This is a genomic window from Nocardioides sp. Z40_12, from assembly GCF_058215795.1.
In genome coordinates, this window is the sequence record NZ_JBZAJA010000001.1 from 385,682 (window position 1) to 409,778 (window position 24,097).

24 protein-coding genes are annotated in these 24,097 nt (G+C 73.6%); 4 read left to right on the top strand and 20 right to left on the bottom strand.

The genetic code is table 11. The features are described from left to right. Positions 1-3: 3 nt before the first annotated feature. The 3 genes from AC4BG9_RS01795 to groES all read right to left on the bottom strand — a co-directional run bounded on the left by AC4BG9_RS01795 (position 4) and on the right by groES (position 2,588). Complete coding sequence (locus tag AC4BG9_RS01795) at positions 4-498, bottom strand: phosphatase domain-containing protein (protein WP_490569372.1); 495 nt, start codon at positions 496-498, stop codon at positions 4-6. 87 nt (positions 499-585) lie between these two features. Continuing rightward, a complete protein-coding gene (gene groL, locus AC4BG9_RS01800; RefSeq protein ID WP_490569373.1) occupies positions 586-2,202 on the bottom strand; it encodes a chaperonin GroEL in 1,617 nt (538 codons plus the stop codon). 89 nt (positions 2,203-2,291) lie between these two features. Continuing rightward, on the bottom strand, positions 2,292-2,588 hold the full coding sequence (gene groES / locus AC4BG9_RS01805; protein ID WP_489965135.1) for a co-chaperone GroES: 297 nt from the start codon (positions 2,586-2,588) through the stop codon (positions 2,292-2,294). 191 nt (positions 2,589-2,779) lie between these two features. On the opposite strand from groES, the gene AC4BG9_RS01810 reads away from it, so the two are divergent. Further along, positions 2,780-3,985 (top strand): class I SAM-dependent methyltransferase, encoded by a 1,206-nt coding sequence (locus AC4BG9_RS01810; RefSeq protein WP_490569374.1) that lies wholly within the window; start codon positions 2,780-2,782, stop codon positions 3,983-3,985. A 16-nt stretch (positions 3,986-4,001) separates the two neighbouring features. Here AC4BG9_RS01810 and AC4BG9_RS01815 read toward each other — a convergent pair whose 3' ends face one another. The 6 genes from AC4BG9_RS01815 to AC4BG9_RS01840 all read right to left on the bottom strand — a co-directional run bounded on the left by AC4BG9_RS01815 (position 4,002) and on the right by AC4BG9_RS01840 (position 9,741). Next, on the bottom strand, positions 4,002-5,642 hold the full coding sequence (locus AC4BG9_RS01815; protein WP_490569375.1) for a glycoside hydrolase family 3 N-terminal domain-containing protein: 1,641 nt from the start codon (positions 5,640-5,642) through the stop codon (positions 4,002-4,004). A 75-nt stretch (positions 5,643-5,717) separates the two neighbouring features. After that, a complete protein-coding gene (locus AC4BG9_RS01820; RefSeq protein ID WP_490569376.1) occupies positions 5,718-6,341 on the bottom strand; it encodes a hypothetical protein in 624 nt (207 codons plus the stop codon). Positions 6,342-6,558: 217 nt separating this feature from the next. Next, entirely contained in the window at positions 6,559-7,170 is a 612-nt protein-coding gene (locus tag AC4BG9_RS01825; RefSeq protein ID WP_490569621.1) for an MBL fold metallo-hydrolase, read from the bottom strand. Positions 7,171-7,175: 5 nt separating this feature from the next. Beyond that, complete coding sequence (locus AC4BG9_RS01830; RefSeq protein ID WP_490569377.1) at positions 7,176-8,261, bottom strand: S-(hydroxymethyl)mycothiol dehydrogenase; 1,086 nt, start codon at positions 8,259-8,261, stop codon at positions 7,176-7,178. A 106-nt stretch (positions 8,262-8,367) separates the two neighbouring features. Beyond that, complete coding sequence (locus AC4BG9_RS01835) at positions 8,368-8,991, bottom strand: hypothetical protein (protein WP_490569376.1); 624 nt, start codon at positions 8,989-8,991, stop codon at positions 8,368-8,370. Between the two features lie 153 nt (positions 8,992-9,144). Continuing rightward, complete coding sequence (locus AC4BG9_RS01840; protein WP_490569378.1) at positions 9,145-9,741, bottom strand: hypothetical protein; 597 nt, start codon at positions 9,739-9,741, stop codon at positions 9,145-9,147. A gap of 235 nt (positions 9,742-9,976) precedes the next feature. On the opposite strand from AC4BG9_RS01840, the gene AC4BG9_RS01845 reads away from it, so the two are divergent. After that, positions 9,977-10,426: a hypothetical protein gene (locus AC4BG9_RS01845; protein ID WP_490569379.1), complete on the top strand. Its 450-nt coding sequence runs from the start codon at positions 9,977-9,979 to the stop codon at positions 10,424-10,426. Then, complete coding sequence (locus AC4BG9_RS01850) at positions 10,426-12,000, top strand: hypothetical protein (RefSeq protein WP_490569380.1); 1,575 nt, start codon at positions 10,426-10,428, stop codon at positions 11,998-12,000. The genes AC4BG9_RS01845 and AC4BG9_RS01850 overlap by 1 nt, the downstream gene beginning before the upstream one ends. Before the next feature lie 73 nt (positions 12,001-12,073). Here the strand turns inward: AC4BG9_RS01850 and tsaD are convergent, their stop codons facing one another. Genes tsaD through glmS form a run of 9 tightly spaced genes read right to left on the bottom strand, consistent with a single transcriptional unit; the run spans position 12,074 to position 21,100 of the window. Continuing rightward, positions 12,074-13,120, bottom strand: a complete 1,047-nt coding sequence (tsaD, locus tag AC4BG9_RS01855) for a tRNA (adenosine(37)-N6)-threonylcarbamoyltransferase complex transferase subunit TsaD (protein ID WP_490569381.1) — start codon at positions 13,118-13,120, stop codon at positions 12,074-12,076. Further along, positions 13,117-13,644, bottom strand: coding sequence for a GNAT family N-acetyltransferase (locus AC4BG9_RS01860; RefSeq protein WP_490569382.1), 528 nt, complete (start codon positions 13,642-13,644; stop codon positions 13,117-13,119). The genes tsaD and AC4BG9_RS01860 overlap by 4 nt, the downstream gene beginning before the upstream one ends. Beyond that, positions 13,641-14,276: a tRNA (adenosine(37)-N6)-threonylcarbamoyltransferase complex dimerization subunit type 1 TsaB gene (gene tsaB, locus AC4BG9_RS01865; RefSeq protein ID WP_490569383.1), complete on the bottom strand. Its 636-nt coding sequence runs from the start codon at positions 14,274-14,276 to the stop codon at positions 13,641-13,643. Before tsaB ends, AC4BG9_RS01860 begins: the two co-directional genes overlap by 4 nt. A gap of 33 nt (positions 14,277-14,309) precedes the next feature. Continuing rightward, entirely contained in the window at positions 14,310-15,218 is a 909-nt protein-coding gene (tsaE, locus tag AC4BG9_RS01870) for a tRNA (adenosine(37)-N6)-threonylcarbamoyltransferase complex ATPase subunit type 1 TsaE (RefSeq protein ID WP_490569384.1), read from the bottom strand. Next, entirely contained in the window at positions 15,215-16,273 is a 1,059-nt protein-coding gene (locus AC4BG9_RS01875) for an alpha/beta fold hydrolase (protein ID WP_490569385.1), read from the bottom strand. The genes tsaE and AC4BG9_RS01875 overlap by 4 nt, the downstream gene beginning before the upstream one ends. Continuing rightward, positions 16,270-17,448 (bottom strand): alanine racemase, encoded by a 1,179-nt coding sequence (alr, locus tag AC4BG9_RS01880; protein WP_490569386.1) that lies wholly within the window; start codon positions 17,446-17,448, stop codon positions 16,270-16,272. Before alr ends, AC4BG9_RS01875 begins: the two co-directional genes overlap by 4 nt. A gap of 5 nt (positions 17,449-17,453) precedes the next feature. Continuing rightward, complete coding sequence (locus AC4BG9_RS01885; RefSeq protein WP_490569387.1) at positions 17,454-18,890, bottom strand: NAD(P)H-hydrate dehydratase; 1,437 nt, start codon at positions 18,888-18,890, stop codon at positions 17,454-17,456. Between the two features lies 1 nt (position 18,891). Beyond that, the gene (locus AC4BG9_RS01890; RefSeq protein WP_490569388.1) at positions 18,892-19,245 is read right to left on the bottom strand and encodes a holo-ACP synthase; all 354 of its coding nucleotides are present in this window, start codon (positions 19,243-19,245) and stop codon (positions 18,892-18,894) included. 10 nt (positions 19,246-19,255) lie between these two features. Continuing rightward, positions 19,256-21,100, bottom strand: coding sequence for a glutamine--fructose-6-phosphate transaminase (isomerizing) (gene glmS, locus AC4BG9_RS01895; protein ID WP_490569389.1), 1,845 nt, complete (start codon positions 21,098-21,100; stop codon positions 19,256-19,258). Between the two features lie 44 nt (positions 21,101-21,144). Between glmS and coaA the strand changes: the two genes are divergently transcribed. Continuing rightward, positions 21,145-22,098, top strand: coding sequence for a type I pantothenate kinase (coaA, locus tag AC4BG9_RS01900; protein WP_490569390.1), 954 nt, complete (start codon positions 21,145-21,147; stop codon positions 22,096-22,098). Here coaA and AC4BG9_RS01905 read toward each other — a convergent pair. Next, a complete protein-coding gene (locus AC4BG9_RS01905; RefSeq protein ID WP_490569391.1) occupies positions 22,074-22,544 on the bottom strand; it encodes a hypothetical protein in 471 nt (156 codons plus the stop codon). The genes coaA and AC4BG9_RS01905 overlap by 25 nt on opposite strands. Before the next feature lie 183 nt (positions 22,545-22,727). Then, positions 22,728-24,095, bottom strand: a complete 1,368-nt coding sequence (gene glmM, locus AC4BG9_RS01910; RefSeq protein WP_490569392.1) for a phosphoglucosamine mutase — start codon at positions 24,093-24,095, stop codon at positions 22,728-22,730. Positions 24,096-24,097 lie beyond the last annotated feature (2 nt).

Genomic DNA, 24,097 nt, shown 5'->3' on the forward strand with positions numbered 1-24,097 from the left:
CGCTCAGCTCCGGCCCTCCGCCTCCTGGGCGTGGTGCAGGGCGGCGGCCTCGTCGGCCTGCTCCGGCATCCAGGTCGCGGGGAGCACGTCGAAGCCGGCGGCGCGGGAGGCCGCGACCACCTCCGGGTCGTCGTCGACGTGCACCACGACCTCGGCCTCCGTGGCGATCCGCCGCAGCTCGCCGACCTTCATCACCCGAGCCGGTCGCCGGTCCCGGCTCCCGCGCAGCAGCAGCTCGCCGGGCGGCAGCCGGTGGCGGCGGAACCACTCCTCGGTGTCGCGCCGGCACTGCTCCGGGCGCCCGGAGAGGTAGACGATGTCGTAGACCTCGGCCAGCCGGCGGACCACCTCGATCCCCTCGGCGAGCGGCGGGTCGTGCCGGGCGGCGGCGAAGAAGGCGCCCCAGTCCTTGGGCGAGGACGTCACGTGACGCACGCGGTGGCGCACGTCGGCGAGCACGCCGTCGATGTCGACGACCGCGACCTGACGCTTCTCCACCCCCACACCGTACGGGCGGTCGCCGAAATGGCGACGGCCCGCCACCCCCTGGGGGGCGGCGGGCCGCAGCGTGTGGTGAGGCGTCGGTCAGTGGCCGTGGCCGTGGCCGGCGGCCGGAGCCTCGTCCTCGTCGGCGGGCTTCTCCACGACCAGGGTCTCGGTCGTCAGCAGCATGCCGGCGATCGAGGTGGCGTTGACCAGGGCCGAGCGCGTGACCTTGACCGGGTCGAGCACCCCCTGGGCGACCAGGTCGCCGTACTCGTCGGTGGCGGCGTTGTAGCCGTTGCCGACGCCCAGCTCACGGACCTTGGTGGTCACGACGTAGCCGTTGATCCCACCGTTCTCCGCGATCCAGCGCAGCGGCTCGTCGGCGGAGCGACGCACGATGCGCACACCCATCGCCTCGTCGCCGGTCAGCCCGAGGTTGTCCTCGAGCACGGAGACGGCGTGCACCAGGGCGGAGCCGCCGCCGGCGACGATGCCCTCCTCGATCGCGGCGCGCGTCGCGGAGACGGCGTCCTCGATCCGGTGCTTCTTCTCCTTGAGCTCGACCTCGGTGTGGGCGCCGACCTTGATGACGCACACGCCGCCGGCCAGCTTCGCGAGCCGCTCCTGGAGCTTCTCCCGGTCCCAGTCGGAGTCGGTGTTCTCGATCTCGGCCTTGATCTGGTTGACCCGGCCCTCGACCTCGGCCTTGTCGCCGGCGCCGTCGACGATGGTGGTCTCGTCCTTGGTGACCACGACCCGGCGGGCCTGGCCCAGGACCTCGAGGCCGACCTGGTCGAGCTTGAGGCCGACCTCGGCGGCGATGACCTGACCACCGGTCAGGGTCGCGATGTCCTGCATCATCGCCTTGCGGCGGTCACCGAAGGCGGGGCTCTTGACGGCCACCGCGTTGAAGGTGCCGCGGATCTTGTTGACCACCAGGGTGGAGAGCGCCTCGCCCTCGACGTCCTCGGCGAGGATGAAGAGCGGCTTCCCGGTGGCGATGACCTTCTCCAGCAGGGGCAGCAGCTCGGCGACCGAGGAGATCTTGCTCTGCACCAGGAGGATGTAGGGGTCGTCCAGGACGGCCTCCATCCGCTCGGGGTCGGAGACGAAGTACGCCGAGATGTAGCCCTTGTCGAACTGCATCCCCTCGGTGAACTCCAGCTCGGTGCCCATGGTGTTGGACTCCTCGACGGTGATCACGCCGTCCTTGCCGACCTTGTCGAAGGCCTCGGCGAGCAGCTCGCCGATGTGGGCGTCGCGGCTGGAGATGGTGGCCACCGAGGCCATGTCCTCCTTGGACTCCACCTCGCGGGCCGCCTCGCGCAGCGCGTCGCCGACCGCCTCGGCGGCGGCGTCCATGCCGCGCTTGAGACCCATCGGGTTCGCGCCGGCCGCGACGGCGCGCAGGCCCTCGTGGACCATCGCCTGGGCCAGCACGGTCGCGGTGGTGGTGCCGTCACCCGCGATGTCGTTGGTCTTGGTGGCGACCTCCTTGGTGAGCTGGGCGCCGAGGTTCTCGAACGGGTCGTCGAGCTCGATCTCACGCGCGACGGTGACACCGTCGTTGGTGATCGTGGGGGCGCCCCACTTCTTGTCCAGGACGACGTAGCGCCCCTTCGGGCCGAGCGTCACCTTGACGGTGTTGGCGAGCGCGTCGACTCCGCGCTCGAGGGCACGACGAGCGTTCTCGTCGAACTCCAGGATCTTGGGCATGTGGACTCCTCCTCAAATGGACGGACCCGGACGCCCGGCCGACCGGCACAGGTGCACGGTGGGCCGGGGCGTCCGGGACCGGGGAACGATCAGGAAACGATGGCCAGCACGTCGCGGCCGGAGAGGATGAGGTACTCGCCACCGGAGTACTTCACCTCGGTGCCGCCGTACTTGCTGTAGATGACCTTGTCGCCCACGGAGATGTCCATGGGAATGCGCTCGGTGCCACCCTCGCCGAAGCGACCCGGACCCACGGCCACGACCTCGCCCTCCTGGGGCTTCTCCTTGGCGGTGTCCGGGATGACCAGGCCAGAGGCCGTGGTCTGCTCGGCGTCGAGCGGCTTGACGACGATGCGGTCCTCGAGGGGCTTGATGTTGACCGACACAGTGCCGACCTCCACTTTCTCCACGTAGCGTGCGCCCGCGGGGCGCGGACTGTCTGGGTTCTCGTGGCTGGCCAGCGCCGTCGCGGGGATCACGGACCGTTCACGAGTGTTGGCAGCCTCAGGGTGAGAGTGCCAGTGGAAACGTTAGCACTCCCCCTGACCGAGTGCCAGAGAGGTCCCCTCCTGCCACTATGTCGTCCGTGGACCTGGAGACCTTCCGCTGGCTGCTCACCGACGACGGCCAGCGACTGCTGGAGCAGGCCACCCATGCCTATGCCGACGCCGAGGGCGATCCCCTGCGCGCCGCCGCCGCCGTCCGCCGGCTCGGTCACGACCCCGACCGGGCCGCCGCGGCCCTGACCACCGTCGGGCTGAGGGTCCGCGCCGTGCCCAAGTTCGGCGAGGACGCGGTCTCGATGTACTTCACCCCCGACGCGCTGGAGCAGGCGACCCGGCGCCGGGTCGCCGACCACCGGGCCGCCCGGCTGGCCGCGGCGCGGCCCGCGTCGGTGGTCGACCTCGGCTGCGGGATCGGCGGCGACCTGGCCGCCTTCTCCCGCGCCGGGCTGGTCAGCGCCGGGGTCGACCTCGACCCGGTCCGGGTGGCGATGGCGGAGGCCAACCTGGCCGCTCTCGGGCTCGCGGGCGCGGTGATGGCCGCCGACGCCACCGCCCTGGACCTCGGCACCTTCGGCGCGGTCTTCGCCGATCCCGCCCGCCGAGGCGCGCGCGGCCGTGTCTTCGACCGGGAGGGATGGACCCCGCCCTGGTCGTTCGTGGCCGACCTCCTCACCGGCGGGCGGGCGGCGAGCGCCGTGGTCAAGGTGGCCCCCGGCATCGGTCACGACCTGGTCCCCGAGGGCGTCGAGGCGGAGTGGGTCAGCGACGAGGGCGAGGTCAAGGAAGCGGCGCTCTGGTCGTCCTCGCTGGCCACCACCAGCCGCCGGGCGACGGTGATCTCCGGGGCGGGCCTCGCCTCCCTGACGGCCGAGGACGACCCCTACGACGGGCAGGAGCGCCCGGTGCGCCCGCTGGGCCAGCACCTCTACGAGCCGGACGGCGCGGTCATCCGGGCCGGACTGGTGACCGCGGTCGCGGCCGGGGTCGAGGGCGGCCTGCTCGACCCCCACATCGCCTACGTCACCTCGGACAAGTCCTTCCGCAGCCCCTTCATGCGCTCCTACTACGTCATCGACGAGCTGCCCTTCCGGGAGAAGCAGCTGCGGGCCGCGCTGGTCGCGCGCAACATCGGCCCGCTGACGATCAAGAAGCGTGGCGTCGAGGTGGTGCCCGAGCAGCTGCGCAAGCGACTGGCGCTCACCGGCGACGAGGAGGCGACGGTGGTGCTGACCCGGGTCGACGGCGTCGGCCGGGCACTGCTGGTGCGCCCGTTCTGAGCCGCCCGACCTGGGCTCAGCAGCCGGGTCGCTGCGACCCGGGAACCGGCACCGGCAACCGTCCGGGAGCCGGCCGCCGGCCGACCAGCACGTCGGCCACCGCCCGCATCGCCAGCGGGGTGTCGCCGTAGGCCGCCACCCGGACCCGCGACCGGGCCCGGGCCAGCACCCAGGGGGCGTCGACCGCCACCGTCACGGCCGCGGGGAGCGCGGGGGCCCCGGGGCGCAGGAAGGCGACCCGGGCTCCTCGCGGTCCCACCCGCAGCCCGGCGGCCCGGGCGGCGGGCAGGAAGGCCCGGACCGCGGCCCGGTCGCCCACCGGCGTCACCCGGCGCCCCACCAGCCGCCCGTGGCACGGCCCGGAGGCGACCGTCACCGCGGCCCGGGACCAGGCCAGGGCCGCGGACCGGGCCGACCCGGGCGGCGCGCCCGTGGCCCGGCGGTGGTGCAGGAGCAGGGCGACCTGACGCGCCGCAGCCTGCTCCAGCCGGGTGCGGGAGAGGTGGCCCCGGCGCACCGCCCGGACGATCCCGGCGCGAGCCCGGCCCACGTCGGCCGGCATCAGCAGCACGTCGGACCCCGCGCGCAGCGCCTGGACCGCCGCCTGTTCCGGCGACCGGGTGCGGGTGACCGCCGCCATGCTCAGCGAGTCGGTGACGACCAGGCCGTCGAAGCCGAGCTGCTGGCGCAGCAGCCCGTGCACCACGCGACGTGACAGCGAGGCGGGGGTGCCGGGGTCCACCGCCCGCACGTCGAGGTGGCCGGTCATCACCGCGGGGGCGCCGGCGCGCACCGCCTCGGCGAAGGGCCTCAGGTCGGCGCGGCGCAGCGCCGCCAGGCGGCGTTCCTGCCGGGGCAGGGTGAGATGGCTGTCGCCGCGCACCGACCCGTGCCCGGGGAAGTGCTTGAGCGGGGCCACCAGGCCCGCGTCACCCAGCCCGCGGACCGCGGCCAGCGCCTGCACCGCGACCTGGGCGGGCGAGGACGAGGCCGACCGGGCGCCGATGGTGGGGTCCGCGGGACCCACGGTGACGTCGGCGACCGGGGCGAAGTTGGCGGTGAACCCCAGGGCCCTCAGCTCGCGCCCGCCGGCCGCCGCGGCCGCCCGGGTCAGCCCGGGGCGGCGGGCCGCACCGGCCGTCATGAAGCTGGGCAGCCGGGTCACGCCGCGCTCGAGACGGGCCACGGCTCCCCCCTCCTGGTCGATCCCGAGGAACAGGGGCCACTCCCGGCCAGAGGCCCGGCGCAGCGCCCGGTTGACCCGGCGCACCTGCGCCACGGAGACGACGTTCTCGGAGAACCAGATGAACCCACCGACATGGTGGCGGCGCAGCAGCCGGGTGGGCGCGCGGACCCCCGACCAGGGCACCACCATCACCTGGCCGGCGAGCTCGGCGGTGCTCAGCCCCGCCACCAGGGTGGCGGCGTGGTCCAGCTCGGCCGCCGTGGGACCCCACCCCTCGGCGAGCCCGAGGGCCTCGGCGGCCGAGGGCTCCGCGGCGGCCAGGACGCCCGCCTCGGGGACGGCCTCGTCCGCCCGCCCCCGGGGCTCCCGCGTCGCCGGGCTCGGGGAGCTGCAGGCGGCGAGGAGGACGGCCAGCACGAGCACCACGGGGAGCAGCGGTGGGAGCCTGCGCCTGTTCACGGGGAGCGGCATGGGGAGGGAGTCTAGAGGCTCCGGACACGCAGAACGGCCCGTCCCCGAGGGGACGAGCCGTTCCTTCCGAACCGCTCAGGCCTCCGCGCTGGCAACCTTGCGCGAGTGGGCGAGACCGAGCAGGCCCAGGATCAGGAAGAGAGCAGCGCCCACGAACGCGGCGATCGCGGCGTACCCGGCGATGGTGCCGATCGTGGCGAACGCGTACCCGTACAGGAGCAGGCCCCGCAGCGTGTTGCCCATGAACAGCGACTCCCGCAGCTCCATCCAGGCCTCCGCCTCGGCAACCTCGTCGTCGGTCGCGTCCGGGTTCGCCGAGACCGCAGCCATCTTCTCCCGACCGATGCCCGAGGCCTCCTCGTAGGTCACCGGCTCACCGTCGTTGAGCGCCGCGCCCTGACCGTTCATGTGCGCCAGGATGTAGTTGTCCGCGTACGCCTTGGCCGCCGGACCGTTGTCCAGCGTCTCGCCCGCGAACTCCTCCAGTGCCTCACCATCGGCCTTGCTCAGGCCACCGGCCTCCACCTGACCGTCGATCGCCTCCTGCGTCGGCATCGTGATGTCCTGCGCGGAGAACTGCTGCTCCACCTGCTCACCGATGAACGTGTTGGCCCACGTCAGCAGACCACCCGCGATCACCAGCACCACAGCCAGCAACAGGCCGATACCGGACAGGACCTTGTCAAGCGTTGCACGCATCTCGCCACTCCATTCATGAGGTGTTCGGACGTCCGGCCCACTCCGGCTCGTCAACTACTACGTACCGTAGTAGTTATCTACTACGTTGGATAGTAGATAACGGAAGTGGCCCGTGAGACTCCGCTCACACCACTTCCACCACTCCAACCTCTCCCGCACCCCCGACGCGGGTCAAACTGGCGCCGGTGCCGAGAACGGCGAGCCGGCGCCGCTCGCCTCAGCCCTCGCCGTCCAGACGGACCCGCTCGGCACCGATCGTGGTGTCGTCGCCGTGACCGGTGTGAACCACGGTGTCGTCGCCCAGCGGCCAAAGAGCGCGACGGATCGACTCCTCCAGGACCCCGCGGTCGCTGAAGCTGCGGCCGGTCGCTCCCGGCCCGCCCTGGAAGAGGGTGTCGCCGGTGAAGACGCACCCGAGCTCGGGGAAGTGGAAGCAGACCGCGCCGGGCGCGTGACCCGGGGTGTGCAGCACCCGGAACCTGGTCCCGGCCACCTCGATCTCCTGGCCGTCGGCCAGGTCGACGTCCCACAGCTGGTCGGGGTGGGTCAGCTCCCAGAGCGGACGCTCCTCGGGGTGCAGCAGGATCGGGGCGACCACCCGCTCCCGCAGGGCCGGGGCCACCCGGACGTGGTCGTCGTGCGCGTGGGTGCAGGCGATGGCGCGCACCTTCCTGTCCCCCACCAGCGCCAGGATCGCCTCCACGTCGTGCGGGGCGTCGATCACCACGCACTCGGCGTCGTCCCCGACCACCCAGACGTTGTTGTCCACCTGGTGGGTCTCGCCGTCCAGGGAGAAGGTTCCGGAGACGACCGCGTGGTCGACCCGCAGCCCGCTCACAGGACCACCACCGAACGGAGCACGTCGCCGCCGTGCATCTTCTCGAAGGCCGCCTCGACGTCGTCGAGACCGATCTCCTCGGTGACGAAGGCGTCCAGGTCGAGCCGGCCCTGCTGGTAGAGGTCGACGAGCATCGGGAAGTCGCGCGAGGGCAGGCAGTCGCCGTACCAGCTCGACTTGAGGGAGCCGCCGCGCCCGAAGACGTCGGCCAGCGGGATGTCGGGGATCTGCATGTCGGGCGTCGGCACGCCCACCAGCACCACCGTGCCGGCCAGGTCTCGGGCGTAGAAGGCCTGCCGCCACGTCTCGGGGCGGCCGACGGCGTCGATCACCACGTCGGCGCCGTGACCGTCGGTGAGCCGCCTGACCTCCTCGACCACGTCGCTGCTGGAGCCGTCCACGACGTGCGTGGCGCCGAGCTCACGGGCCCGCTCGAGCTTGCGGGGGTCGAGGTCGACGGCGATCACCTTCGCCGCTCCGGCCAGCGCCGACCCGGCCACCGCCGCGGCACCCACGCCGCCGCAGCCGATGACCGCGACCGACTTGCCGCGGCCCACGCCGCCGGTGTTGATCGCGGCGCCGATCCCCGCCATCACACCGCAGCCCAGCAGCCCGACGGCCGCCGGACGCGCGCTCGGGTCGACCTTGGTGCACTGCCCGGCCGCGACGAGGGTCTTCTCGGCGAAGGCGCCGATGCCCAGCGCCGGGGTGAGCTCGGTGCCGTCCTCCAGGGTCATCTTCTGGGTGGCGTTGTGCGTGGCGAAGCAGTACTGCGGCTCGCCGCGGCGGCACGCACGGCACTCGCCGCAGACGGCCCGCCAGTTGAGGACGACGAAGTCACCTGGCGCCACCTCGGTGACGCCCTCCCCGACCTGCTCCACGATGCCGGCGGCCTCGTGCCCCAGCAGGAACGGGTAGTCGTCGTTGATGCCGCCCTCGCGGTAGTGCAGATCGGTGTGGCAGACGCCGCACGACTGCACCTTCACGACCGCCTCGCCGGGACCGGCGTCCGGCACGTTGATCGTCTCGATCGTGACCGGCGCGCCCTTCGCGCGTGCCACCACTGCCCTGACCTGCTGCATGTTGCCTCCATCGTGCTCGACCTGCTGTCCCCCGTTCCCCGAGAGCCTGTCACAGCACGCAGGAACGGCCCGTCCCCGAGGGAACGAGCCGTTCCTTCCGAACCGCTCAGGCCTCCGCGCTGGCAACCTTGCGCGAGTGGGCGAGACCGAGCAGGCCCAGGATCAGGAAGAGAGCAGCGCCCACGAAGGCGGCGATCGCGGCGTACCCGGCGATGGTGCCGATCGTGGCGAACGCGTACCCGTACAGGAGCAGGCCCCGCAGCGTGTTGCCCATGAACAGCGACTCCCGCAGCTCCATCCAGGCCTCCGCCTCGGCAACCTCGTCGTCGGTCGCGTCCGGGTTAGCCGAGACCGCAGCCATCTTCTCCCGACCGATGCCCGAGGCCTCCTCGTAGGTCACCGGCTCACCGTCGTTGAGCGCCGCGCCCTGACCGTTCATGTGCGCCAGGATGTAGTTGTCCGCGTACGCCTTGGCCGCCGGACCATTGTCCAGCGTCTCGCCCGCGAACTCCTCCAGTGCCTCACCATCGGCCTTGCTCAGGCCACCGGCCTCCACCTGACCGTCGATCGCCTCCTGCGTCGGCATCGTGATGTCCTGCGCGGAGAACTGCTGCTCCACCTGCTCACCGATGAACGTGTTGGCCCACGTCAGCAGACCACCCGCGATCACCAGCACCACAGCCAGCAACAGGCCGATACCGGACAGGACCTTGTCAAGCGTTGCACGCATCTCGCCACTCCATTCATGAGGTGTTCGGACGTCCGGCCCACTCCGGCTCGTCAACTACTACGTACTGTAGTAGTTATCTACTACGCTCGTTACCAGATACGCCGAACGGGGGACGAGACCCCGCTCACACTCCCAGCGGCGGCTCAGCGCCAATCAGCGCCACTTGAGGGTAGGCAGCACCGAGGCCACCACCCGACGTCGCTCCTTCTCCGGCACCTTGTGGCGGAAGTCGATGCTGAGCATCACCGTCTTGCCCTCCCGGTTGGTGCCGTAGACGTCCGTCCACTCGCCGCGCCGCTGGCCGGAGAGGCGGTAGAACTCCACCCCGTCCAGCTCGACGTTCTCCCTGCGGCGCACCTGATGGGGCTCGGGGATCAGCCCCAGGTCGAGCTCCGCCAGCTCGTCCAGCGACATGGGCTCCCTCCCGAGCTCCACCAGGACGTCGTCGGCGACCGTCAGGCCGATGAATCCGTCCAGCTCGGGGTGCGTCGCGCCGGTCTGCTCACTGAACTGGTCGTCGTCCAGCACCCACCCGCGAGGGGCGCGCACCTCGAGGACGTCGAACTCCATCAGGTCTCCGGAGGCAAGGGGAACGCTCGGCTCCTCCTCCTGGCTCGGAGTCTCCTCGGGACCCTCCGTCCCGACCGCCGGCGACGACGGGGCCTCGGGTCCCGGGGAGCCGGGGGACGCCTGCCCGTCCTCGCCGCCGCACGCGGTCAGCACCAGCACCGAGACGCAGGCACACGCCACCAACCCGAGCCTTGAGCGCACTTCCGCCACACCCTCTCCACGACCGCCCGACAAGAGGCCAGACCCTAGCGCGGGCACACCCCCGGCCGGCGTCGGCGCTCGTCCTGCGACACCGGTGGCCGGTAGAGTCCGGTGCCGGCCTGTGATCTGGCGCACCCGCCAAGAAACCAGGTTTACGCCTGCGGGGCGAGGGAATAGACGGCGAAGCAGGTCACGAGGGGGAAGGGCGAGAAGAGTGACTCAACAACAGCTGGTGTTCGGTCTCAACCCGATGCTGGCGCCGGTGGGCGCCGCGTACGCACTCATGCAGCAGGTGCAGGAGGCGGTCGAGGCGGTCGACAGCGCCCTCGAGCTGCTCGAGACCGCAGCGTCGGAGCTGAAGGGCTCGGACATGTCGCGCTTCGACCCCAGCCACTTCGGAGGCTCGTGGGCCGGCGCCAACCTCGGCACCCACGGGCAGAAGGCACAGCAGAACGTGCTCAAGCAGCTCAACCAGCTCTCGACGGGCCTCCGGGAGTACCGCGAAGGCCTGATCGACAGCGGCAAGCTCCTCGGCCAGGCCGAGGACAACGTCACCACCGACGCCTTGGTGCTCAAGAACAAGGTGGACAGCTGTGACGCGCCCAACTTCACCTCCGCCACCGGCCGGGACCTCGACGCTTCCTGCGGCCCGGGTGACGACTGATGACCGGCCCGCAGCGCGCAAACCTGAAGCAGGCCGTCGACGGCGCCAAGGAGGAGGTCGTCTGGGACGCCGCCCGGGACTGGCGGAAGAAGGCCCGGGGTCTTGAGGACGTCGCCAAGAAGCTCGCGGCCATGGCGCCCGCGATGGCCGACCTGCCCATGATGAAGACCGGCGAGGCGGTCCGGGCCGCGTTCGAGAAGACCGCCGAGGACATGCTGGCGCGGGCCGACATCCTCCGCGAGGGCCACAAGGCACTCGCCAAGGCCCGCGACGCCCTCGAGCACGCCCGCTCGGTCCACGAGGAGCTCAAGAAGAACCCACCCACTCCTCCCGACGCGTTCGTCCCGGACCCGACCTGGGACGCCGAGACCGCACTCAACAAGGAGATCGCGCACGGCAACGACGTCGACGCGTTCGACAAGGCCTCCCAGGCCCAGGAGGCGGCTGCGGCCAAGGCCCTGCAGCGCCTCAACGAGGACTTCGCGGCGGCCACCGACGTGATGAAGAAGATCCACGGTGAGCCCGACCCGGTCTTCCCGTCGGGCTCGGGAGGCCCCGGCGACCCGAGTCTGCCCGGCGGCGGTCCGCACCCGCCTCTCCCCAATGATCACGGCGGGCCGGGCGGGCAGATCTTCGAGCTGCCCCCGCGCGAGCCGAACCCTCCGGAGGAGGAGACCGAGGAGACCGAGAACGAGCACGAGAACGAGCACGAGAACGAGGAGGAGAACGAGCACGAGGAGGAGAAGGGCCCCAACGAGGAGAAGCCCCGCCCGCCCCACGAGCCGACACCACCACGGCCCCCGATCCCGGAGGTGCCCCCGCGGGGCACCTCGCTCGAGCCAGGCATCGGCGGTCGTGAGGCCGGCCCCGGCGGCGGGCCGGTCGGGACCCCAGGGAGCCTCGGGGCCGGCGTAGCGCCCGGTGCCGGATCGCCTCACGCCGTAGGTGGCGGGGGTGCGATGTCGCCGATCGCCGCGCCCCTCGGCGGGGCACCGGGCTCTGCCGCGGGCGCCGGCGCCCGCGGCGCCGCAGCCGGCCACGTGCGGCCCATCGGGTCCTCCACCCGCACCGCGGGGGGTGCCACGCTCGGGCGCGGCCCGACCGCCGGTGCGGCGGGTTCGACGTCCGCGCGGGCCGGTGCGCCCGGTGCCGCCCGAGGTGGCGCGGCCGGTGGGGGGTCACCGGTCTCCCGCGCCGGTGCCGCCGGAGGAGCCGCCCGGGGGGCAGGTGCCGCCGGAGGAGCCGCCCGTGGGACAGGTACCTCCCGTGGGACAGGTACCTCCCGTGGGACAGGCGCCGCCCGTGGCGCAGCCGCCGGAGCCGGATCCCGTGGCGCAGCCGCCGGAGCCGGATCCCGCAGCGCCGGGGCCGCCGGAGCCGGATCCCGCAGCGCAGCCGCCGGAGCCGGATCCCGCAGCGCCGGGGCCGCCGGAGCCGGATCCCGCGGCGCAGCAGGGGGCGCCGCCGGCAGCCAGCGCGGCGGCCGGAAGAAGGACGGCCGCGAGCAGGAGCACCTGATGACCGAGCAGGACTGGCTCGACGACGACGGGGTCGCTCCCGGCGTCCTGGAGTAGGCGGACGCCGGCTGAGCCCCACCGGTGGTGCCGACGCCCCCGGACCCGCCCGGGTCCGGGGGTGTCGGCGTCCTCAGGCCACGACGGTGGTGATGGGCTGGCTGGAGTCCGCAGGGAGGTCGAGCGACGAGGGTGCCCTCCCCCGGCTCACCAGCTCGGCGCCGAGCGCCGCCACCATCGCCCCGTTGTCGGTGCACAGCCCCGGGCGCGGCACCCGGACCCTGATCCCCTTGGCCGTCGCCCGCTCCACGGCCATCGCGCGCAGTCGCGAGTTCGCCGCGACCCCGCCGCCGATGAGGATGTCCTCGATGCCGTGGGTCACGGCCGCATCCAGCGCCTTGCGGGTCAGCACGTCGCAGACGGCCTCCTGGAACGACGCGGCGACGTCCGCCACGTCGACCGTCTCCCCCGCCCGCTGCTTGGCCTCGACCCAGCGGGCGACGGAGGTCTTGAGCCCGGAGAAGGAGAAGTCGTACCGGTGGCGTTCCAGGTCCCGCCGCGCCGTGAGGCCCCGGGGGAAGTCGATGGCCACGCTGTTGCCGCTGGCAGCGGCCCGGTCGATGTGCGGACCCCCGGGGAACGGCAGGCCCAGCAGCCGGGCCACCTTGTCGAAGGCCTCCCCCGCCGCGTCGTCGATGGTGGCGCCGAGCGGGTCGACGCCGGTGGTGACGTCCTCCACCTTGAGCAGGCTGGAGTGCCCACCGGAGACCAGCATCGCCAGGCAGGGCTCCGGCAGCGGGCCGTGCTCGAGTTGGTCGACCGCCACGTGCGCGGCCAGGTGGTTGACGCCGTACAGCGGCTTGCCCAGCCCCAGCGCCAGCGCCTTGGCGGCGGCGACCCCGACCAGGAGCGCCCCCGCCAGCCCGGGCCCGCTCGTCACCGCGACGGCGTCGACGTCGTCGAGCCGGATGCCGGCCCGCTCGCAGGCTCGCTCCAGCGTCGGGACCATCGCCTCGAGGTGGGCACGGCTGGCCACCTCGGGCACCACCCCGCCGAAGCGCGCGTGCTCCTCCACGCTGCTCGCCACCTCGTCGGCGAGCAGGGTGTGGCCCCGCACGATGCCCACCCCTGTCTCGTCGCAGGACGTCTCGATGCCCAGCACCAGTGGCCCGTCGTTCATGGCTCCATCCTCTCCGATCCCCGCGGCTGCGCCACCTCGGCCGCCTCCCCCAGCGCCCGTTCCAGGACCAGGGCGTCCGCGCCGTCGCGGTAGTAGCGGCGGCGCACGTCGATCCGGGCGAAGCCGTGGCGGCGGTAGAAGGCCACCGCCGGGTCGTTCACCGCGCTGACCTCCAGAAGCATCCGCGACGCCCCGTCCCGGCGGGCCGCCTCGACGGCGACCTCCAGCAGGCGGGTCGCGACCCCGCCGCGCTGCCGGTCCGCCCGGACGCCGATCCGCAGCAGCTCGGCGAAGTCGCCGACCAGCCCGGTCAGCGCGTGGCCGACCACCTCGCCGTCCGGCCCGTGCGCCACCCAGGCCCGACGTCCCGGCGTGTCGACGAGCTCCTGCCAGGCCGCCGCGCCCCAGGCGTCGGCCCCGAAGAGCTCGCCCTCCAGCTCGGCCACCGCCGGCAGGTCGTCGGCCCGGTAGGGCCTGGTCCGGACACCACCGGCGCTGTCGGGGGTCTCGCCACCCCGGGTCACGAGACGGGCTTGGGGGCGTGCCGGGCCACCGCGTCGGGGCGGCGGAGGTAGAGCGGCTCGGGGTCGAGCAGCTCGGCCCTCTCCTCGGTCACCACCCGGGCCAGCCATCCCGCGCTGGGGCGCGTGGGCCCCACCCGGTGGCCGAACGCCTCGGGATAGAGGTGGGCCCCCTCGCCCACGACCGGAAGGGCGGTGGCCACCTCGGCCGGCTTGGTCACCACCGGCCCCTCGACCCGGGTGCCGTCCTCGTAGGAGGCGAGGTAGACCTCCTTGCGGCGGGCGTCGGTGGCCACCAGGAAGCGCCCCGTCACGGCCCCCGTCTCGACAGCCTCCACGGCGAGGACGTCGAGGGTGCACACGGCGTAGACCGGCACCTCGAGCACGTATCCCAAGGTGCGGGCGGTGACCAGGCCGACGCGCAGGCCGGTGAAGGGTCCCGGGCCGGCGCCGACCGCGACCGCGGTGAGGTCCTGGCGCACGGCACCGGCGTCGGCCAGCACCGCCTCGATCAGCGGGGCCAGCTGCTCGCCGTGCTTCATCGGCCGTTCGGAGAGCCGCTCGGCCACCACCTCGGCGCCGTCGTGGAGGGCGACGGTGACCAGCGGGGTGGCGGTGTCGAAGGCGAGCAGCACGGAGCCGAGGCTACCCGCCGGCCGCTCCCGCGCTCAGCCGCGCACCCACCTCAGGCTGACCTGGCGGGGGTCGGCCTCGTCCTCGCCGGGCGCGACGTCGTCGGCGAGCGCGCGGGTGATCCGCACCTCCAGCCGCCGCTCGGCCAGCACCTCGGCCAGGCCCTCGCCCCACTCCACCACGGTCACCGCCTCGTCCAGCGACGCGTCGAGGTCCAGGTCGTCGAGCTCCTCCAGCCCGCCGAGCCGGTAGGCGTCGACGTGGACCAGGTCCGGCCCGTGGGTCAGGGACGGGTGGACCCGGGCGATCACGAAGGTCGGGGAGGTGACCCCGCCGCGCACGCCCAGCCCGTCGGCCAGCCCCTGGGTGAAGGTGGTCTTGCCGGCCCCCAGCTCGCCGCTGAGGACGAGCACGTCGCCGGCCTCCAGCAGGCTTCCGACGCGGCGGCCGAGCTCCTGCATCTGCTCCCCGTCGGCGACCCGGTGAGTCCCGGGCAGCTCGGCCTCCAGCTCGACGAACGGCGCCCGGCCGCCGCAGCGGGTGAAGCCTCGCGCCTCCCAGAAGGCCACGGTCTCCGGCAGCTCCGGGCGGGCCAGCACGCAGAGCCGTTGCTGGGCCACGCCCCCGGCTCGTGCCTCGGTCAGCAACGCCCTGGCCACCCCTCGCCCCTGCTCGCCGGGAACGACGCCGAAACGGCGCAGGAAGAGGGTCTCGTCCCGCGGGTCCAGGAGCACGGCGCCCACCGGGCGGCCGTCGAGCCGGGCCAGCACGCCGCGCCGTCGCCGGAGCCGTTCGGCGATGCTCTCCGCCGTCTCCGCGAGCGCCTCGGCCGGCGGGTCGAGGTCCGGACGCGCGGAGAACGCCGCCCGCACCACCTCGTGCACCTCGCGCGCGGCCTCCGGCCCGACCCGCTCGACCGACACCCCGGAGCCCCCGCCGCTCATGCGTCCCGCTCCTGGGCCGCGAGGGCGGCCCGACCGAAGAGCTGGTCGAGCTCACGGTTGACGTCGTCGTGGCGCTCGAGGATCACCATGTGGCCGGCGCCGACCGCCTCGAACAGGTCGGAGCCATGGATCCGGGAGTGCAGCTTGCGGCTGTGCCCCAGCCGGGTCATCCGGTCCTCGGTCCCGCAGATGATCGAGCACGGCGCCTGGGAGAGCGTCTCGAGGTGCTCGAAGTGGTCCAGCGTGGCGAACGTCGGGTAGAAGTCGGCGACCACCTCGAACGGCGTGCTGTCGATCATCTTGTAGATGAAGTCCACGTAGCTGCGCGGCACGTCGTCGCCGAAGGAATAGCTGTCGATGACGACCTGCGCCACCCGGTGCCCGGCTGCCCGGAGCCGGTCGACCACCAGGTGCCCGCGGTCCAGGACACGCACCGCACGGCTGACGGCGCGGCCGCCGAGGCCCAGCGGCACCATCGGGAAGAGCACCCGCCCCGGGTCCAGGCCGCCGGCGGTGGTGGCGATCAGCGCGCTGCCCACCACCTTGCCGCGGAACAGCTCGGGGAACTGCTGGGCCATCGAGATGATGCTCATCCCGCCCATCGAGTGGCCCACCAGCACGACCGGTCCCGGCGCGGTGGTCTCCACGACGCGGCGCAGGTCCCGGCCCAGCTGCTCGAGGTTGCAGTTCTCGCCGGCCGAGCGCCCGGACCGGCCGTGGGAGCGCTGGTCGTAGAAGACCGTGCGCACCAGGCCCCGGTAGGCGGCGCGCTGGAAGTGCCAGGCGTCGAGGTTGAGGGTGAAGCCGTGGACGAAGACCACCGTCAGGTCCGGCTCCAGGTGGCTGGCCGGCTCGTCGACCTCCACGTGCAGGTCGACCCCGTCGTCGGCGACCACGCGCAGGCTCGGGGAGCGCAGCTCCCCCAGGGCGACGTCGTCACCCGCACCCGCGCGGGCCATCAGCCGCTGCTGACGGACCACCCGGGCCGCGCCACCGGCCGCTGCCACTCCCAGCGCGCCCGCCGCGACCCCCCACGCTCGCCGGCCGATGCTCACGACGTCTCCTCGCACCCTTCGTCCACGGGGCCACCGACGTGCCGGCGCGACAGGCGCCCGCCCATCCTGGTGACCACCTCGTAGCTGATGGTGCCGATCGCCTCCGCCCACTCCTGGGCGGTCGGCTCGCCGCCGGCGCCCGGGCCCAGCAGCACGAAGGGCTCTCCCGCGGCGGGGGACTCCCCGTCGAGGTCGACGAGGAACTGGTCCATGCAGATCCGCCCCCGCAACGGGCGGCGCCGGCCGGCCACCCAGACCTCGGCGCCCGGGCTGGCCGCCCGCGGCACGCCCTCGGCGTAGCCGAGCGGGACCAGCCCCAGCGTGGTGTCACGCTCGGCGACCCAGGTGTGCCCGTAGGAGACCCCGGAGCCCGCCGGCACCTCCTTGACCATCGCGAGGTGGCCGCGGACCGTCATCGCCGGCACCAGGCCCAGGTCGGGCAGCCGCCGGGCGGTGTGGCCCGGCGCGGGGTCCAGGCCGTAGACGGCCAGGCCGCACCGCACCAGGTCGTGGCGGGTGCCGGGGTCCAGCAGGGCGGCGGCCGAGTTGGCCAGGTGGCGCACCTCCGGCTCCAGGCCCGCCTGCTTCGCCACGGTCAGGGCCTCGGCGAAGACCGCCTGCTGCGCCGCGTTGGCCGGGTGGTCGGGCTCGTCGCTGGCCACCAGGTGCGACCAGATGCCGGTCACCCGGACCCGGCCGTCGACCTCGAGCGCGCGCGCGGCCGCCACCAGCCCGGGCCACTCGGCGGGGGTGGCGCCACCCCGGTGCAGGCCGGTGTCAATCTTGAGCTGGACCCGCGCGGCGACTCCCACGCGCGCCGCGGCCGCGGCGATCTCCTCCAGCTGGGCCTGGGAGTAGGCGGTGACGTCGACCGCGGCCGCGACGAGGTCGTCGTACTCCTCGCCCGGCACGGCGAGCCAGCACAGCACCGGCCCGTCGTCGCCCGCGGCCCGCAGCGCGCGTGCCTCGTCGAGGGTGGCCACCCCCAGCCAGTCGGCCCCCGCCCGGCGGGCGGTGCGGGCGACCTCGATCATCCCGTGCCCGTAGCCGTCGGCCTTGACCACCGCCATGAACGCCGCGGGCGCCACGTGACGCCGCAGCAGGGTCACGTTGTGGCCGATGGCCTCGAGGTCGACGACGATCTCGGCACGCGCCGGGCTCGTCGGCTCAGTCATGCCCTCTATTCTCCCACCCCGCGCACGAGCCGCTCCACCACGCTCGGTACCGCGTGAGCCAGGTCACTGGCGCGCAGGGGTCCCCCGCCCGTGGCGGACTCCGCGGCGGCACCGTGGAGCCAGGCGCCCACCGAGGCGGCGTCGAAGGGGTCCAGACCAGCGGCGAGCAGCGCGCCGATGATCCCGGTGAGCACGTCGCCCGCCCCGGCGGTGGCCAGCCACGGTGTCCCGGTCGCGTTGCTGCGCACCCGCCCGCCCGGCTCGGCGACCAGGGTCCGCCGGCCCTTGAGCAGCACCGGGGTCTGCCAGCGGGAGGCCGCCTCCCGGACGTGCCGCAGCGGGGCGGCCTCCACCTCCTCGCGCCCCACCCCGAGCATCCGCGCCAGCTCCCCGGCGTGCGGGGTGAGGACCAGTCGGCCTCGCAGCGACCCGGGCAGCGCGTCGGGCAGGTGAGCCAGCGCGTCCGCGTCGACGACGGCGGGCACCGAGCCCGCGGCCGCCTCCTCCAGGGTCGCGGCGAGGGTGGCAGCCGCCTCGTCGCCTCCCCCGGAGCCGACGCACCAGGCCTGGACCCGCCCGGCCCCGACCACCTCGGGGAACGCCTGCCGGACCCGGTCGGCCACCGGCCCCGGGCCGACGTGGCGCACCATGCCGGCGAGTCCGCAGGAGGCTCCGGCGACGCAGAGCAGGGCGGCCCCGGGAAAGGCGGCGGAGCCGGCCCGCACCCCGACCACGCCGCGGGTGTACTTGTGGGCGTGCGGACCGGGCACCGGCAGCAGCGCCGTCACGTCGGCCGTCTCGAGCTCCTCCAGCGCCGGCGCCGGCAGGTCGAGCCCGAGCCCGACCAGCTCGACCGCGCCGCAGGCCGACGCCGCGGGGTCGACGAGGTGGGCCGGCTTGAGGGTCCCGAAGGTGACCGTCAGGGTCGCCCGCACGTGGGCCAGGGGCGTCTCGCCGGTGTCCACGTCGACTCCGGAGGGGACGTCGACGGCCACCACCGGGACGCCGGCCAGCAGGCGCAGAGCGGCCTCGGCGTCGGGCCGCAGCCCCGGCCGACCGCCGATCCCCACGATCCCGTCGACGACCACGTCGATCCGTTCGCCGCGGGCGACCGGTCCGGCCAGGGCACCCGGCTCCAGCAGCCGCCCCCCGGCCGCCCGCAGGGCGGCGAGTCCCGCGGGGTGGATCCGCTCGGCCAGCGGGACCGCCCACACCTGCGCACCGCGCCGGGCCAGAGCGGCGCCGGCCCACAGGGCGTCGCCGCCGTTGTCGCCCGGCCCCACCAGCAGCACCAGCCGGCGACCGTAGGCGCCGCCCAGGAACCGGGTCAGCGCGGCCGCCAGCCCCGCCGACGCCCGGGCCATCAGGGCGCCTTCGGGGAGGGCGGCCAGCCGCGTCGCCTCCGCCGCCCGCACGTCGGCGACCGGGTGGGCGGCGCGCACCTCAGCCCTCCAGCACGACGACGGCGGAGGCGATCCCGGCGTCGTGGGTCAGGGAGACGTGGACCCGGTCCACCCCCAGCTCGGTGGCACGCGCGGCGACCGAGCCGCGCATCTCCAGGCGCGGACGGCCCGTCTCCTCCGAGACGATCTCGGCGTCGTGCCAGGCAAGCCCCGCCGGCGCGCCCAGCGCCTTGGCCAGCGCCTCCTTCGCGGCGAAGCGGGCCGCCAGCGAGGCCGGCGGCCGGGTCGCCTCCGCGGGGGTGAAGAGACGCTCGCGCAGACCGGGGGTGCGCTGCAGCGAGGTCTCGAACCGCGCCACGTCGGCGACGTCGATGCCGACCCCGATCACCCCCACCGCAGCCTCCCTACTCGACCGTGACGGACTTGGCCAGGTTGCGGGGCTGGTCGACGTCATGGCCCATCAGCGTGGCCAGCTGGCAGGCGAAGAGCTGGAGCGGCACCACCGCGACGAGCGGCTGGAGCAGCACCGGGACCCGGGGCAGCCTGATCAGCTCGTCGGCGTACGGCGTGATCGACTCGTCGCCCTCCTCGGCCAGGCAGATCGTCCGGGCCCCGCGCGCCCGGACCTCCTGGATCCCGCTGAGCATCTTGTCGTGCAGCTGGTCACGGCCCCGGGGCGGCACGACGCACAGCACCGGGAGGCCTTCCTCGATGAGGGCGATCGGCCCGTGCTTGAGCTCGCCGGCCGCGAACCCCTCGGCGTGGATGTAGGCCAGCTCCTTGAGCTTCAGCGCCCCCTCCAGCGCCACCGGGTAGCCGGCGTGCCGACCGAGGAAGAGGACGGAGCGGGTGCCCACGTGGTCGGCGGCCAGCGCGTAGACCTGCTCGTGCAGGTCGAGCACGGTCTGGATGTGGGCGGGCATCTCGTCGAGCTGGTCGAGGACCTCGCCGATCTCGTCGCCGTAGCGGGTGCCCTTGACCTGGGCGAGGTAGAGGGCGAGCAGGTAACAGGCGACCAGCTGGGTCAGGTAGCCCTTGGTGGAGGCCACCCCGATCTCCGGCCCGGCGTGGGTGTAGATGACGCCGTCGGACTCGCGCGGGATGGTCGAGCCGTTGGTGTTGCAGATCGCCAGCACCTTGGAGCGCTGCACCCGGGCGTGCCGGATCGCCTGGAGGGTGTCGGCGGTCTCGCCGGACTGGCTGATCGCCACCACCAGGGTGGAGTGGGTCAGGATCGGGTCGCGGTAGCGGAACTCGCTGGCCAGCTCGACCTCGACCGGGATCCGGGTCCAGTGCTCGATCGCGTACTTGGCCACCATGCCGGCGTAGAAGGACGTGCCGGCCGCGATGATGATGATCTTGTCGATCTCGCGCAGCTCCCCGTCGGAGAGGCGCATCTCGTCGAGCTGGAGCAGGCCGTCGACGTCGCGGCGTCCCAGGAGCGAGTCGGCGACCGCGCGGGGCTGCTCGAAGATCTCCTTGCGCATGAACCAGTCGTGCCCGTCCTTCTCGGCGGCGGTCAGGTCCCAGTCGACGTGGTACTGGACGCCCTGGGCCGGGCTGCCGTCGAAGCCGGAGACCTCCACCCCGTCGCGGGTGATGGTGACCACCTGGTCCTGGCCGAGCTCCAGGGCCTCGCGGGTGTGCTCGATGAAGGCCGCCACGTCGGAGCCGAGGAAGTTCTCCCCCTCGCCCAGGCCCACCACCAGCGGCGAGTTGCGGCGCGCGGCCACCACCCGCTCGGGGTCCTGGCCGTCCAGGGCGACCAGGGTGAAGGCGCCCTCGAGCCGGCGGCAGACCCGCTGCATGGCCACGGTCAGGTCGGCGCCGGCCTCCACCTCGAGCTCGAGCAGGTGGGCCGCGATCTCGGTGTCGGTCTCCGAGAGCATCTCGTGCCCCGCCGCCTCCAGCTCCAGGCGAAGCTGGGCGAAGTTCTCGATGATCCCGTTGTGCACCACCGCTAGCCGGCGTCGCCGGCCCAGGTGGGGGTGGGCGTTGGCGTCGTTGGGCGCGCCGTGCGTGGCCCAGCGGGTGTGCCCGATGCCGGTGGTCGACGTCGGCAGCGGCGTCTCCTGGAGAACCTTCTCGAGGTTGGCCAGCTTGCCGGCGCGCTTGTCCGAGGCGACGTTGCCGTCGTGGGCCACCGCGACCCCGGCGGAGTCGTAGCCCCGGTACTCGAGGCGTCGGAGGCCCTCGAGGACGACGTCCTGAGCCTGCTTGGTCCCGACGTAACCCACGATTCCGCACATGGGCCGTGAGTCTAGTGCCGCGACCCTTTGCAACAATGACGCGCATGTCACTTGCCGGCGACGAGTCCTCGCCGTACGTCGAGCTCGACCGGGCTGCCTGGGCCTCCCTTGCACCCCCCACCGACAACCCCCTCTCGCCGGCCGAGATCGACCGGCTGCGCGGCCTCGGCGACTCCCTGGATCTCGGGGAGGTCGAGCAGGTCTACCTGCCGCTCTCCCGCCTGCTCTCGATGTACGTCGAGAGCGCGGGGCGCCTGCACCGCAAGCAGGAGGCGTTCCTGCACCGCCGCCACCCCCCGCGCACGCCGTTCGTGATCGGGATCGCCGGCTCGGTGGCGGTGGGCAAGTCGACCACCGCCCGGGTGCTCCAGGAGATGCTGGCCCACTGGCCAGAGCACCCCAACGTGGCGCTGGTGACCACCGACGGGTTCCTGCTGCCCAACGCCGAGCTGGAGCGGCGCGGCCTGCTCCAGCGCAAGGGGTTCCCGGAGTCCTACGACCGTCGGGCGCTGCTGAAGTTCGTGGTCGACATCAAGTCCGGTCGCGACGAGGTCGAGGCGCCGACCTACTCCCACCTCGTCTACGACGTGGTGCCTGAGGAGAGGGTCGTGGTCAAGCGTCCCGACATCGTGATCGTCGAGGGACTCAACGTGCTACAGCCGGCCCGGGTCCGCGACGACGGCCGCACCGGCCTGGCGGTCAGCGACTTCTTCGACTTCAGCGTCTACGTGGACGCCGCCACCTCCGACATCCGTCGCTGGTACGTCGAGCGGTTCCTGCGGCTGCGCGAGACCGCCTTCCGCGACCCGGGCTCCTACTTCAGCAAGTACGCCGCACTCACCCACGAGGAGGCCGGGGCCGAGGCGCGCCGCATCTGGGACACCATCAACGGCCCCAACCTCCAGCAGAACGTGCTGCCCACCCGCAGCCGGGCCACCCTGGTGCTGCGCAAGGACGTCGACCACTCGGTGCGCTACGTCCGGCTCCGCAAGCTCTGAACCGCCGGCCACAGCAGCACCGCGACCGCCGGCAACATCGCCACGGCGAAGGCCGCCCCGCCGTCCACGCCGCTGGCCGCGTTGACCGCCGCGTACAGCAGCACCGCCAGCGCCGCCAGTACCGGCACCGCGCCCGCGGCGTGCACGAGGAGGCGCCGGGGCTGCCCGTCGGGGACCAGGCTGCCCACGACCGCCAGAAGGACCACCAACGCCAGCACCGGCAGGCCGAAGAACCACGCGAGCATGGTCGACGCGAAGCCGTAGCCGAAGGTCTCGGTGGTGTCCTCCAGGGCCCAGGAGTCGACGCACCAGCCCGCCAGCACGAGGAGCCCGATCCCGGCGGCCGTGCAGAGCACGGGGAGCCAGCACTCCGCCCGCCCGGTGCTCCGACGGGCGCTGCCGGAGGGTGCGGGGGTCACGACGGGCGGCATCTCGGGCTGGCTCATGCGCCCCACCCTTGCGCCGCCCGGCGGCGGGCGCATCCGCCGCCGTACCCAGGTCCCCGAGACCCCGGCGGACGTCATCAGGCGGGGTCGTCCTAGCGACCAACCGCGATGACGTCCCCCGGCGTGAGCGAGGGTCGGCGTGAGCGGGTCCCCCGCGTGAGCGAGGGGCGGCGTGAGCGAGGGTCAGAGAGCGAGCTGGCGGCGTACGACGTCGGCCAGGCGGTGGGCCACGGCGTCGGCCTCGTCGGCCGAGGGCGCCTCGACCATCACCCGCACCAGCGGCTCGGTGCCCGAGGGGCGGAGCAGGACGCGGCCACGGTCCCCGAGGAGCGCCTCCTCCTCCGCGACGGCGGCCGCCAGGACCGCGTCGTCGTCGGCGCGGGACTTGTCGACGTCGGGCACGTTGACCAGCACCTGCGGCAGCCGCACCATCACCGCGGCGAGGTTGGCCAGGGAGCGCCCGGTGCTGGCCATCCGCTCCATCACGTGCAACGCGGTGAGGATGCCGTCGCCGGTGGTCGCGTAGTCGCTGAGGATCACGTGGCCGGACTGCTCGCCGCCGAGGGTGTAGCCGGAGACCTTCATCGCCTCCAGCACGTAGCGGTCGCCGACCTTGGTCTGGCGCACCCCGACCCCGTTGTCGCGCATCGCCTGGACGAAGCCGAGGTTGCTCATCACGGTCGCGACCACCGTGTCACGGGCCAGCAGGCCGCGCTCGCGCATCGAGAGGGCCAGGATCGCCAGCAGCTGGTCGCCGTCGACGACGTTGCCCTCGTGGTCGACGGCCAGGCAGCGGTCGGAGTCGCCGTCGAGGGCGAACCCGGCGTCGGCCCCGTGCTCGACCACGGCGGCCTGCAGCGACTCCAGGTGGGTCGAGCCGCACCGGTCGTTGATGTTGGTGCCGTCGGGGTCGGCGTGGATCGCGATCACCGTCGCGCCGGCCGCCTCCAGCGCGCGGGGACCCGCGGCGGACGCCGCGCCCTCGGCGCAGTCCAGGACGACGGTGAGCCCGTCGAGCCGGGTCTCCAGGGTGCCCACCAGGTGGTGGGCGTACTCCTCGACGGCGGTCTCGTGGACCCGCACCCGGCCGACGCCGGCGCCGGTGGGGCGGGTCCAGGACTCGCCCATCCGCTGCTCGATGGCCATCTCGATGGCGTCGTCGAGCTTGTGGCCGCCACGGGCCAGGAACTTGATGCCGTTGTCGGGCATGGGGTTGTGGGAGGCCGACAGCATGACGCCGAGGTCCGCCCCGAGGGCCGAGGTGAGGTAGGCGACGCCGGGGGTCGGCAGGACGCCCAGGAGCAGCACGTCGACGCCCGCCGAGGCCAGTCCGGCCACCACGGCGGCCTCGAGGAACTGACCCGAGATCCGGGTGTCACGGCCCACCACGGCCAGCGGCCGGGCCGCGTCGTCGCCCTCGAACTGCTTGAGCTCGACGAGGACGTGCGCAGCGGACACCGAGAGGTCCAGGGCCAGCTCAGCGGTCAGTTGACCGTTGGCCAGGCCCCGGACCCCGTCGGTGCCGAAGAGTCGCTTCGAACCAGACTCCACAG

Coding starts and splice junctions, on each gene's coding strand:
- groL (WP_490569373.1), bottom strand. CDS start 2,202: ATGCCCAAGATCCTGGAGTTCGACGAGAACGCTCGTCGTGCCCTCGAG.
- AC4BG9_RS01810 (WP_490569374.1), top strand. CDS start 2,780: ATGTCGTCCGTGGACCTGGAGACCTTCCGCTGGCTGCTCACCGACGAC.
- AC4BG9_RS01815 (WP_490569375.1), bottom strand. CDS start 5,642: ATGCCGCTCCCCGTGAACAGGCGCAGGCTCCCACCGCTGCTCCCCGTG.
- AC4BG9_RS01820 (WP_490569376.1), bottom strand. CDS start 6,341: ATGCGTGCAACGCTTGACAAGGTCCTGTCCGGTATCGGCCTGTTGCTG.
- AC4BG9_RS01830 (WP_490569377.1), bottom strand. CDS start 8,261: ATGCAGCAGGTCAGGGCAGTGGTGGCACGCGCGAAGGGCGCGCCGGTC.
- AC4BG9_RS01835 (WP_490569376.1), bottom strand. CDS start 8,991: ATGCGTGCAACGCTTGACAAGGTCCTGTCCGGTATCGGCCTGTTGCTG.
- AC4BG9_RS01850 (WP_490569380.1), top strand. CDS start 10,426: ATGACCGGCCCGCAGCGCGCAAACCTGAAGCAGGCCGTCGACGGCGCC.
- tsaD (WP_490569381.1), bottom strand. CDS start 13,120: ATGAACGACGGGCCACTGGTGCTGGGCATCGAGACGTCCTGCGACGAG.
- tsaE (WP_490569384.1), bottom strand. CDS start 15,218: ATGAGCGGCGGGGGCTCCGGGGTGTCGGTCGAGCGGGTCGGGCCGGAG.
- alr (WP_490569386.1), bottom strand. CDS start 17,448: ATGACTGAGCCGACGAGCCCGGCGCGTGCCGAGATCGTCGTCGACCTC.
- glmS (WP_490569389.1), bottom strand. CDS start 21,100: ATGTGCGGAATCGTGGGTTACGTCGGGACCAAGCAGGCTCAGGACGTC.
- coaA (WP_490569390.1), top strand. CDS start 21,145: ATGTCACTTGCCGGCGACGAGTCCTCGCCGTACGTCGAGCTCGACCGG.
- AC4BG9_RS01905 (WP_490569391.1), bottom strand. CDS start 22,544: ATGAGCCAGCCCGAGATGCCGCCCGTCGTGACCCCCGCACCCTCCGGC.